2 protein-coding genes are annotated in these 12,386 nt (G+C 70.6%); both read right to left on the bottom strand.

From position 1 onward, the window contains the following. Window positions 1–11,081: non-ribosomal peptide synthetase (locus tag K8612_RS08630; protein ID WP_223761928.1), on the bottom strand; the 11,081-nt coding region annotated here is incomplete at its 3' end. A gap of 322 nt (window positions 11,082–11,403) precedes the next feature. Then, window positions 11,404–12,327, bottom strand: a complete 924-nt coding sequence (locus tag K8612_RS08625; RefSeq protein WP_223738801.1) for a 5'-nucleotidase — start codon at window positions 12,325–12,327, stop codon at window positions 11,404–11,406. Window positions 12,328–12,386: the final 59 nt, after the last annotated feature.

Genomic DNA, 12,386 nt, shown 5'->3' with positions numbered 1-12,386 from the left:
GGCGTGCGCTTCGCCTGCGCCTCGAAGAGCCGAGGAATCGTCGCGTCCCGGTCGTACTCCGCCTGCTGCTGGTTCCACGTCACCAGCACCTGCTGGCGCTCCGCCTCCGTCAGCATGGGCAGCCTGCCCACTGCCGTTTCCGGCCTGGTGACAATGCCTTCCAACAGCACGCGCAGGTGCTCCGCCATCCTGCGCACCGTCGCCTCGTCGAACAAGCTGGTGCTGTACTCCACCGCTCCGACCAAGCCCTGCGGCGTCTCCGTGAAGTAGACGCTCACGTCGAACTTCGACGTGTGAAGCTCCAGCTCCAGCGGCTTCATCGTCAGCCCGGGCAGCTTCGCCTCTCCCTCAGGCGTGTTCTGCAACGCCAGCATCGACTGGAACAGGGGCGTGTGGCTCAGACTGCGTTCCGGCTGCAGCGCCTCCACCAGCTTTTCGAACGGCACGTCCTGGTGCTCATAGGCCTCCAGGACCGTGCCGCGGACCTGCTTCAGCAGTTCACGGAAGGACGCATCCCCGTCCACCTGGGCGCGCAGCACCAGCGTGTTGACGAAGAAGCCGATGAGCCCTTCCAGCTCCGCCCGGGTCCGGCCCGCGATGGGCGAGCCCACGCTGATGTCCGTCTGTCCCGAGTAGCGCGACAGCAACGCCTGCCAGCCCGCCAGCAGCACCATGTACAGCGACGCGCCTTCACGCTGCGCCAACGTCTTCAACTGCTGTTCCAGCGACGAGGGCAAGACGAAGGAATGGACCGCTCCGGCATTGCCTCGCACCGCCGGGCGCGGCCGGTCCGTGGGCAGCTCCAACACGGGCGGCGCACCGGCGAGCTTCCCCCTCCAGAAGTCCACTTCCCTCTGGAGCGTCTCTCCCTGCAACCAGCCTCGCTGCCAGGCCGCGTAGCCCGCGTACTGGAGCGGCAGCTCCGGCAGCGGTGACGGGCGTCCTTCCGAGAACGCCGCGTAGAGCGCCCCCACCTCACGGATCAGCACGCCCAGCGACCAGCCGTCCGACACGATGTGGTGCATCGTGACGAGCAGCACGTGCTCGGTGCTCCCCAGCTTCAACAGGCCAGCCCGGATGAGCGGGCCCTTGTTCAGGTCGAAGGGCTCCGCCAGCTCCGCCCTGATCCGACGCCGGACCTCCTGCTCCTGCTGCTCGGGGGTGAGGCCCTCCAACTCGCTCCGCGCCAGCGAAAGGCGCGCATCGGCATGGATGCGCTGCACGGGCTGCCCTTCGTGCAGTTCGAAGGTCGTACGCAGGGATTCGTGACGGCGCACGACTTCACGCAGAGACCACTCCAGGGCGCCAACGTCCAGCTCGCCATCCAGCCGCACCGCGACCGGGACGTTGTAGAGCGGGCTGCCCGGCTCCAGTTGGTCGATGAACCACAGGCGCTGCTGTGCGAACGACAGCGGCGATGCTGCAGACCCGGCGAGGAGTTCCAGTGGCGCGGGCAATGGACGCGCGGCGGTCCCCAGTCGCTCGGCCAGGACTTCCAGCACGGGCGCTTCGAAGAGGGCTCGCAGCGGGAGTTCCACTCCGAATTCCGCACGGAGCCGTGACACCACCTGCGTCGCCAGCAACGAGTGCCCACCGAGCGCGAAGAAGTTGTCCTTCACGCCCACCCTGGGCACCCGCAGGACCTCCGCCCAGATGGCCGCCAGCTTTCGCTCTGCCTCCGTGCGGGGCGCTTCGTATTCGCGCTCCGAGCGGACCGTATCGAGCTCAGGCAGGGCCTTGCGGTCCACCTTGCCGTTGGCCGTGAGCGGCAGCGCGGCCAGCACGCCCATCGTGGACGGCACCATGTACTCCGGCAGTCGCTGCCGCAGCTCCGACTCCACGGCCTTCGGGTCGATGTTCTGGCCCGGCTTCGCCACGAGGTACGCAACCAGCCGCTTGTCGCCGCCCACGTCGCGCACCACCGCCGTGGCCTCCGCGATGCCCTCATGCTTCAGGAGCGCCGCTTCGACTTCGCCCAGCTCGATGCGGAAGCCGCGCACCTTCACCTGGAAGTCCGTGCGGCCCAGGAACTCCAGCGTCCCGTCCTCCCTCCACCGGGCCTTGTCGCCCGTGCGGTACAGCCGCGCTCCCGGCTTCGTGCTGAAGGCGTTGGGCACGAAGCGCTCCGCCGTCAGGTCCGTGCGATTGAGGTAGCCCCACGCCAGGCCTTCGCCTCCCACGTACAGCTCGCCCGGCACGCCCACGCCCGCCACGTCCCCTCGCGCGTCCAGCACGTACGCCGTCGAGTTCCCAATCGGCTTGCCGATGGGGACCGATGCGGTGAGCGACGTGTCGCGCGTCAGCGTGTGCGTGGTGGAGAACGTGGTGTTCTCCGTGGGGCCGTAGCCGTTCACCAGCACCGCGCCTTCTGGCAGATGCTTCAGATGCTCGCGCACACGCTGGGCTGGCAGCACGTCACCGCCCGCCAGCACCTGCGACACGCCAGAGAGTGCTTCCACCTGGTGCAGCGCCATCTGCTCGTACAGCGCCGCCGTCAGCCACAGCGTGGTGATGCGCTCCTGCTTCAGCAGTGCGCCCAGCTCCTCCAGCGTCAGCGCGTGCGGCGGTGCCAGCACCAGCTTCGCCCCGTGCAGCAGCGCGCCCCAGAGTTCCAGCGTCGAGGCGTCGAAGGCCACCGGCGCCAGTTGCAGCCAGACCTCCTCCGGCCCGAAGCGCAGGAAGCCGTTGCCCACCACCAACCGCGTGATGCCCCGGTGCGGCACGCTCACGCCCTTCGGGCGCCCCGTGCTTCCTGACGTGAACATCACGTACGCCAGGTCTTCCGCGCTCACCTCCACCTGCGGCGCTGCCTCCGGCTGGTGGGCCACTTCGCTCCACACTGTGTCCAGCAGCAGCGGCGTACCCGCGCTCTTCGGCAGCTTCTGCACCAGCGACTGCTGCGTCAGCGTTACCCCCACGCCCGCATCCCCCAGCAGCAACGCGATGCGCTCCGCCGGGTAGTTGCGGTCCACCGGCACGTACGCGCCTCCCGCCTTCAGGATGCCGAGCAGCCCCACCACCATCTCGAAGGAGCGCTCCACGAACACGCCCACCCGCGTGCCTCGCTTCACTCCGAGCCCGCGCAGGTGGTGCGCCAGTTGGTTCGCCTTCGCGTCCAGCTCGCCGTACGTCAGCGTCCTGCCGTCCTGGGCCTGGAGCGCCACTGCCTCCGGCGTCCTCCGCGCCTGATCCGCGAAGCGGGCGTGGACCGGCAGGTCGTGGCGGTTCTGGGTGTCCGTCTGGTTCCACGTCACCAGTACCTGCTGGCGCTCCGCCTCCGTCAGCATGGGCAACTGGCTCACCGCCGTCTCCGGCTTCGCCACCACGCCTTCCAGCAGGACGTGCAGGTGCTCCGCCATCCGGCGCACCGTCGCCTCGTCGAACAGGTCGGTGCTGTACTCCACCGCTCCGTTCAGCCCCTGTGGCGTCTCCGTGAAGAAGAGGCTCACGTCGAACTTCGACGTGCGGATCTCCAGTTCCAGCGGCTTCATCGTCAGCCCGGGCAGCTTCGCCTCGCCCTCGGGCATGTTCTGCAACGCCAGCAGCGTCTGGAACAGCGGGGTGTGGCTCAGGCTGCGCTCCGGATGCAGCGCCTCCACCAGCTTTTCGAACGGCACGTCCTGGTGCTCATAGGCCTCCAGCACTGTGCCCCTCACCTGCTTCAGCAGCTCACGGAAGGACTTCTCCCCGTCCACCCAGGCGCGCAGCACCAGCGTGTTGACGAAGAAGCCGATGAGTCCTTCCAGCTCCGCCCGCGTCCGGCCCGCGATGGGCGAGCCCACGCTGATGTCCATCTGCCCCGAGTAGCGCGACAGCAGCGCCTGCCAGCCCGCCAGCAGCACCATGTACAGCGACGCGCCTTCACGCTGCGCCAGTTCCCGCAGCGCATGGGCCAGCGCCGATGGCACCAGGAAGGAATGCACCGCTCCGGTGTTGCCTCGCACCGCCGGACGCGGATGGTCCGTGGGCAGCTCCAGCACTGGCGGCGCCCCGGCGAGCTTCCCCCTCCAGAAGTCCACTTCCTTCTGGAGCGTTTCTCCCTGCAACCAGCCCCGCTGCCAGGCCGCGTAGCCCGCGTACTGGAGCGGCAGCTCCGGCAGTGGCGACGGGCGTCCTTCCGAGAACGCTGCGTAGAGCGCGCCCACCTCGCGGATCAGCACTCCCAGCGACCAGCCGTCCGACACGATGTGGTGCATCGTGATGAGCAGCACGTGTTCGGTGCTTCCCAGCTTCAACAGGCCGGCCCGGATGAGCGGGCCCTTGTTCAGGTCGAAGGGCTCCGCCAGCTCCACCCCGAGCCGACGCCGGACCTCCTGCTCCTGCTGCTCGGGGGTGAGGCCCTCCAGGTCGACGTCCGCCAGTGGCAGGCGCGCATGCGGATGGATGCGCTGCACGGGCTGCCCTTCGTGCAGCTCGAAGGTCGTGCGCAGGGATTCGTGGCGCCGGACAATCTCGTTCAGGGCCCGCACCAGCGCGCCCCGCTGCAAGGTGCCTTGCAACCGGACCGCCACCGGGACGTTGTAGAGCGGGCTGCCCGGCTCCAGTTGGTCGATGAACCACAGGCGCTGCTGTGCGAACGACAGCGGCGGCGCCTCGTCCCTGGCGACGTGCTCCAACGCCGCGGGCAACGGACGGGCGGCCGTCCCCAGTCGCTCGGCCAGGACTTCCAGCACGGGCGCCTCGAAGAGGACTCGCAGCGAGAGCTCCACTCCGAGTTCCGTGCGGATCCGCGAGACCACCTGCGTCGCCAGCAACGAGTGCCCACCGAGCGCGAAGAAGTTGTCCTTCACGCCCACCCTGGGTACCCGCAGGACCTCCGCCCAGATGGCCGCCAGCTTTCGCTCCGCCTCCGTGCGAGGCGGCTCGTAGGCAGTGCCTGCCTCGTGCGCATCCAGCGCCTCCAGGGCCTTGCGGTCCACCTTGCCGTTGGCCGTGAGCGGCAGCGCGTCCAGCACGCCCATCGCGGACGGCACCATGTATTCAGGGAGCCGCTGCCGAAGCTCTGCCTCCACGGCCTTCGGGTCGATGTTCTGGCCCGGCTTCGCCACGAGGTACGCAACCAGCCGCTTGTCGCCGCCCACGTCGCGCACCACCGCCGTGGCCTCCGCGATGCCCTCCTGCTTCAGGAGCGCCGCTTCGACTTCGCCCAACTCGATGCGGAAGCCGCGCACCTTCACCTGGAAGTCGGTGCGCCCCAGGAACTCCAGCGTCCCGTCCTCCTTCCACCGGGCCTTGTCGCCCGTGCGGTACAGCCGCGCTCCCGGCTTCGTGCTGAGGGCGTTGGGCACGAAGCGCTCCGCCGTCAGGTCCGTGCGATTGAGGTAGCCCCACGCCAGGCCTTCGCCTCCCACGTACAGCTCGCCCGGCACGCCCACGCCCGCCACGTCCCCTCGCGCGTCCAGCACGTACGCCGTCGAGTTCCCAATCGGCTTGCCGATGGGGACCGATGCGGTGAGCGACGTGTCGCGCGTCAGCGTGTGCGTGGTGGAGAACGTGGTGTTCTCCGTGGGGCCGTAGCCGTTCACCAGCACCGCGCCTTCTGGCAGATGCTTCAGATGCTCGCGCACACGCTGGGCTGGCAGCACGTCTCCGCCCGCCAGCACCTGCGACACTCCTGCCAGCGCTTCCACCTGATGCAGCGCCATCTGCTCGTACAGCGCCGCCGTCAGCCACAGCGTGCTGATGCGCTCCTGCGTCAGCAGCGCACCCAACTCCTCCAGCGTCAGCGCGTGCGGCGGCGCCAGCACCAGCTTCGCCCCGTGCAGCAGCGCACCCCAGAGTTCCAGCGTCGAGGCGTCGAAGGCCACCGGCGCCAGTTGCAGCCAGACCTCCTCCGGCCCGAAGCGCAGGAAGCCGTTGCCCAGCACCAACCGCGTGATGCCCCGGTGCGGCACGCTCACGCCCTTCGGGCGCCCGGTGCTTCCTGACGTGAACATCACGTACGCCAGGTCTTCCGCGCTCACCTCCACCTGCGGCGCCGTCCCCGGCTGGTGGGCCACTTCGCTCCACACCGTGTCCAGCAGCAGCGGCGTGCCCGCGCTCTTCGGCAGCTTCTGCACCAGCGACTGCTGCGTCAGCGTTACCCCCACGCCCGCATCCCCCAGCAGCAACGCGATGCGCTCCGCCGGGTAGTTGCGGTCCACCGGCACGTACGCGCCTCCCGCCTTCAGGATGCCGAGCAGCCCCACCACCATCTCGAAGGAGCGCTCCACGAACACGCCCACCCGCGTGCCTCGCTTCACTCCGAGCCCGCGCAGGTGGTGCGCCAGTTGGTTCGCCTTCGCGTCCAGCTCGCCGTACGTCAGCGTCCTGCCGTCCTGGCTCTGGAGCGCCACTGCCTCCGGCGTCTTCCGCGCCTGCTCCTCGAAGCGGGCGTGGACCGGCGTCGTGTTCGTGGACTCCGCCACCGTGCGGTTGCCACCGTCGAGGAGCCGCTGCCGCTCCTCCGCGTCCACCATCGGCAGCCGGGACACTGCGGCCTCCGGACGTGCCAGCGCGGCCTCCAGCAGGACCCAGAGGTGCTCCACCATCCGGCGCACTGTCGCGGCGTCGAACAACTCGGTGCTGTACTCGACCGAGCCTCTCAGCCCTTCTCCCTCCTCCACGAAGAAGAGGCTCACGTCGAACTTCGACGTGCGGCTCTCCATCATCACCGGCTTGAGCGACATGCCCGGCAGCCCCAGGTCTCCCTGCGGCACGTTCTGGAGCGCCAGCAGCGTCTGGAACAGCGGGGTGTGGCTCAGGCTGCGCTCGGGCTGGAGCGCCTCCACCAGCTTCTCGAACGGCACGTCCTGGTGCTCGTAGGCCTCCAGCACCGTGCCCCTCACCTGCTTCAGCAGCTCACGGAAGGACGCGTGCCCGTCCACCCGGGCTCGCAGCACCAGCGTGTTGACGAAGAAGCCGATGAGCCCTTCCAGCTCCGCCCGGGTCCGGCCCGCGATGGGCGACCCGACGCTGATGTCCGTCTGTCCCGAGTAGCGCGACAGCAGCGCCTGCCACCCCGCCAGCAGCACCATGTACAGCGACGCGCCTTCACGCTGCGCCAGCGCCCGCAGGCGCTGCGTCATCGCGGGGGACCACTGGAAGAAGTGCATCGTGCCCGCGTTGCCCCGCACCGCCGGGCGCGGACGATCCGTGGGCAACTCCAGGGCCGCGGGTGCTCCCGCGAGCCGGCCCTTCCAGAAGGCCACCTCGCGTTCGAGCGCATCCCCCTGCAACCAGCCGCGCTGCCAGGCCGCGTAGTCCGCGTACTGGAGCGGCAGCTCCGGCAGCGAGGAGGGCTGGCCCTGCACGAACGCCGCGTACAGCGCGCCGATCTCCCGCACGAGCACGCCCAACGACCAGCCATCCGAGATGGCGTGGTGCATCGTGAGCGCGAGCAGGTGGTCGTGCCCGTCCAGCCGCACCAACTGCGCGCGGACCAGCGGCCCTCGCGACAGGTCGAACGGCCTCAGCCCCTGCGCCATCACCCGGCGGCGGGCCTCTTCCTCCCGCTCGCCCGCTTCGACGCCGCGCAGGTCCTCCACCTCCAGCGGCATCGCCGAGGGCGGATGCACCACCTGCACCGGCGTGCCTTCATGCGACGTGAACGTCGTGCGGAGCGCCTCGTGACGTCCCACCAACGCATCCAGCGCACCCTGGAGCGCCGCGACGTCCAGGGCCCCCTCCAGTCGGACCGCGAGCGGGACGTTGTAGAGCGGGCTGCCAGGCTCCAACTGGTCGATGAACCACAGGCGCTGCTGCGCGAACGACAACGGCAGGGGCTGCTCTCGCGAGACGGCCACCAGCGGCGGAGCGACGGAGCGCGTTGCGCGCTCCAGGCGGAGCGCCAGGGCCTCCAGCGTGGCGGACTCGAACAGCTCCCGCAGCGGCAGCTCCACGCCGAACCCGGCGCGGATCCGCGAGGCCACCTGCGTCGCCAGCAGCGAGTGGCCGCCCAGCTCGAAGAAGTTGTCCGTCACGCCCACCTGGGGCACGCGCAACACCTGCGCCCAGATGGCCGCCAGCTTCGCTTCCACTTCCGTGCGGGGCGCCTCGAAGACCTTCTCCGAGCGCGGGGCCTCCGGCTCCGGCAGCGCCTTGCGGTCCACCTTGCCGTTCGCGCTGAGCGGCAGCGCGTCCAGCGACACCAGCGCCGTGGGCACCATGTACTCCGGCAGCCGCTGCCTGAGGTGGGCCTTGAGCTCCGCCGCGTCGAGCATCCGCTCCGGCTTCGCGACCGCGTACCCCACCAACTGCTTGTCCGCGCCCTGCCCCCGCGCCACCACCGTGGCCTCCGCCACGTCCGGGTGCTGGAGGAGCGCGGCTTCGATTTCACCCAGCTCGATGCGGAAGCCGCGCACCTTCACCTGGAAGTCGGTGCGCCCCAGGAACTCCAGCGTCCCGTCCTCCCTCCACCGGGCCTTGTCGCCCGTGCGGTACAGCCGCGCTCCGGGCTCCGGGCTGAACGGGTGGGGCACGAAGCGCTCCGCCGTCAGGTCCGGGCGGTTGAGGTAGCCCCACGCCAGCCCCTCACCGCCCACGAACAGCTCCCCCGGCACGCCCACACCCGCCACGTCCCCGCGCGCGTCCAGCACGTACGTCGTCGAGTTCCCAATCGGCTTGCCGATGGGGACCGACGCGGTGAGCGACGTCTCGCGCGTCAGCGTGTGCGTGGTGGAGAACGTGGTGTTCTCCGTGGGGCCGTACGCATTCACCAGCACCGCGCCTTCCGGCAGCCGTGACACGTGCTCCCGAGCGCGCGGGAGCGGCATCACGTCACCGCCCGTCAGCACCTGGGACACGCCCGCCAGGGCGTCCGCCTGGTGCAGCGCCATCTGCTCGTACAGCGCCGTCGTCAGCCACAGCGTGCTGATGCGCTCCTGCTTCAGCAGCGCGCCCAGCTCCTCCAGCGTCAGCGCGTGCGGCGGCGCCAGCACCAGCTTCGCCCCGTGCAGCAGCGCGCCCCACAGCTCCAGCGTCGAGGCGTCGAAGGCCACAGGCCCCGTCTGCGACCAGACCGCGTCCGCGTCGAAGCGCATGAAGTCGTTGCCCACCACCAGGCGGGTGATGCCCCGGTGGGGGACGCACACGCCCTTCGGGCGCCCCGTGCTTCCTGACGTGAAGATGATGTACGCGAGGTCCTCTCCGCCCACCGCCACGTCCGGAGGCGTCTCCGGCTCGCGGCGGATGGCGTCCCACGCCGTGTCCACGCAGAGCGGCTTGCCCGCTCCGGCCGGCAGCTTCTCCACCAGCGACCGCTGCGTCAGCGTCACCTCGACGCCCGCGTCCTCCAGCAGCAGCGCGATGCGCTCCGCCGGGTAGTTGCGGTCCACCGGCACGTACGCGCCCCCGGCCTTCAGGATGCCGAGCAGCCCCACCACCATCTCCCACGAGCGATCCACGTACACGCCCACCCGCGTGCCGCGCTTCACCCCGAGCCCGCGCAGGTGGTGCGCCAGTTGGTTCGCCTTCGCGTCCAGTTCGCCGTACGTCAGCGCCTGCCCGTCCACGCCCTGCACCACCGCCACCCGGCCCGGCGCCTTGCGCGCCTGCTCCGCGAAGAGCGCGTGCACCGGGCGCTCCCTCGGGTACGCCGCCTGCGTCCGGTTCCAGTCCTCGGCCAGCAAGCGCCGCTCGGCGGCCTTCACCATGGTCAGCCGGGCCACGGGCATCGCCGGGTGGGCCACGGCGGACTCCAGCAGGCCGCGCAGGTGCTCCACCATCCGCGCGACGGTGGCCGCGTGGAAGAGGTCGGTGTCGTACTCCACGTAGCCGCTCAGGCTGCCTTCCGCCTCCGTGAGCTGGAGGAGCAGGTCGAACTTGGCCGTCTGGGTGTCCACCTCCATCGCGTTCAACCTCAGGCCCTGCACGGCCACCGGCCCGCGCGGCGCGTTCTGCAGCGCGAACATCGCCTGGAAGAACGGCGTGCGCCCCGAGTCGCGCTCCGGCTGGAGCGCCTCCACCAGCTTCTCGAACGGCACGTCCTGGTGGTCCGTCGCGCCCACCATCGTCTCGCGGAGCTGGCGCACCAGTCCCTGGAACGACAGCTCCGGCGTGAAGCGCGCGCGCAGCACCAGCGTGTTGACGAACATGCCGATGAGGCCTTCGAGCTCCGAGCGGGTCCGGCCCGCCATGGGAGAGCCCACGCTCACGTCGTCCTGCCCGGAGTAGCGCGACAGGAGCGACTGCCACCCGGCCAGCAGCACCATGAACAGCGTCGCGCCCTCCTGCTGCGCCAGCCCCCGGAGCGCGTCCGTCAGCTCCCGCGGCCACTGGATGGGCGTGCGCGCGCCCCGGAAGCCGCGCGCCGCGGGCCGGGGCTTGTCCGTCGTCAGCTCCAGCGCGGGCGGCGCGCCCGACAACTGCTCGCGCCAGTACGCCAACTGCCGCTCCAACGCCGCGCCCTGCAACGATTCCCGCTGCCAGGCCGCGTAGTCCGCGTACTGCACGGCCAGCTCCGGCAGCGGCGACGGCTGGCCCTGCAGGAACGTGGCGTAGAGCACCGCCACCTCGCGCACGAGCACGCCCAGTGACCATCCGTCCGACACGATGTGGTGCATCACCACCAGCAGCAGGTGGTCCGCGTCTCCCAGCCGCACCAGCAGCGCGCGCATCAGCGGCCCCGTGGCGAGGTCGAAGGGACGCAGCGCCCCCTCCCGCACCCGGCGCCAGGCTTCGGCCTCGCGCGCGTCCGCCGCGAGCGCGCCCACGTCCGTGCGCTCCAGCGCCAGCGCGGGCAGTGGCGCGAAGTGCTGCACCGGCCCGCTCTCCGTGCCCTGGAAGGTCGTGCGCAGCGACTCGTGGCGCCGCACCACCTCCAGCAGGGAGCGCTCCAGCATCGCCACGTCCAGCGCGCCCTCCAGCCGCACCGCCACGGGGACGTTGTAGAGCGGGCTGCCCGGCGCCAACTGGTCCATGAACCACAGCCGCTGCTGCGCGAAGGAGAGTTCCGCCGGCTTCGACCGGTCCCTCAGCGGGAACGCCGCCCGCGCCGGAGTCCCCGCCGCGTTCTTCTGCGCGGCCATCTTCTTGAGCAGCTCCGCGCGCTTCTCCGGAGACAGGTTCGCGATCCGCTTCGACAAATCACCGCTGCTGCTCATCGAATTGACTCCGGAATCTGGACACGACACGGCCCCCGAGGGGCGCCCGGAAAGCGGGACGCAGGGCCCAGAGGGTCAGTGCCGGTGGATGTCGATCACGCGCGGCCTGCCGCTCGTCGCGCGAGCAGCGTGGGGGGGTGGCCATGAAACCTGTTGATCACATTATTCGGTCGAAGAGCGACCTGCCATGCGTTCCACGCCGCCGGGCCTGCCTGCCCTCCAGCAGGGCTGGAACGGGCGTGACACATGCCGCGACAGGGGATGAGACAGGTGTTTCAGCCCCCGTCCCAGGATGGACGGGGTTGGCTCCACGCCTGGAAGCTCAGTGACCCGCGGAGCCGGGCGGCTCGACGCGCTCCACCTGCTTCTGGACGGCGGCATCCGACGCCACGTCCGCGCCCAGTTGCAGGTACGTCAACTGGTACGTGCGCCCCGTCTCCGGGCCCTGCGCCGCCGCCGTGCGGGCCAGGGCGTCGCGCCGCGCTTCGAAGGAGGCCAGCGTCTCCTGGAGCGAGCGGCGCGTGTCCTCGTTCTTCTCCGCCTTCAGGCGCTCCCGCACCCGCGCGATGTTCGCCTCCACCATGCGCTGGCTCTCCCGGGCGCGGTTCGCCTCGGACAGGTCCGCGAAGGGACCATCGCCCTCCACGGACAGCTCCAGCTTCGCGACCTGGCGGCCCCGCTCCCCGGGCGGCACCAGCGTGGACACGCCCTGGCGCTGGGCCATGCCCACGCCCCGGCCGTCGTGCGACTGCACCACGAAGTCCACGCCCTCGGCGCCCTGGGCCAGCTTCACCGCCTCCACGTAGGGCACCGCCGCGAGCACCACCACCAGCGACACCTGCTCCTTCTGGCGCAGGCGCTTGACCTCCGCGGTCACCGCCGGCCCCACCGGCAGGCCCCGGACACCCTCGGGCAGGATGGCGGTGCCCTCCGCGGACGCCGGGGACACACCGAGGATGCCCACCTTCAGCCCGCCCACCGTCGTCACCACCGAGGCGGGGAAGAGCGGCTGCCCCTTCGCGTCCACGAGGTTCGCGGACACGAGCTTCAGCTTCGCGCCCTTCGTCTTCTTCTTGAGGAAGTCCACGCCCAGCACCAGGTCGCGCTGGCCCACGGCCATGGCCGCGTAGCCCTGCGCGTCCAACTGCTCCAGGAGCAGCTCCGCGCGAGGCTTCGCCGTCGCATCCTGGCCATCCGCCAGGGTCTTGAAGAGCGCGTTGCCCGCGTCCAGTGCGAGCACCGGCACGCCCTTCGCGCGCTCCTGGTTCAGGACCGTCTTTCGTCTGGCCAGACCGCCAGACGGGT

The organism is Corallococcus sp. AS-1-6 (genome assembly GCF_020037015.1).
In the GTDB taxonomy this organism is placed as follows: domain Bacteria; phylum Myxococcota; class Myxococcia; order Myxococcales; family Myxococcaceae; genus Corallococcus.
This window is presented reverse-complemented; position numbering and strand designations above follow the sequence as displayed.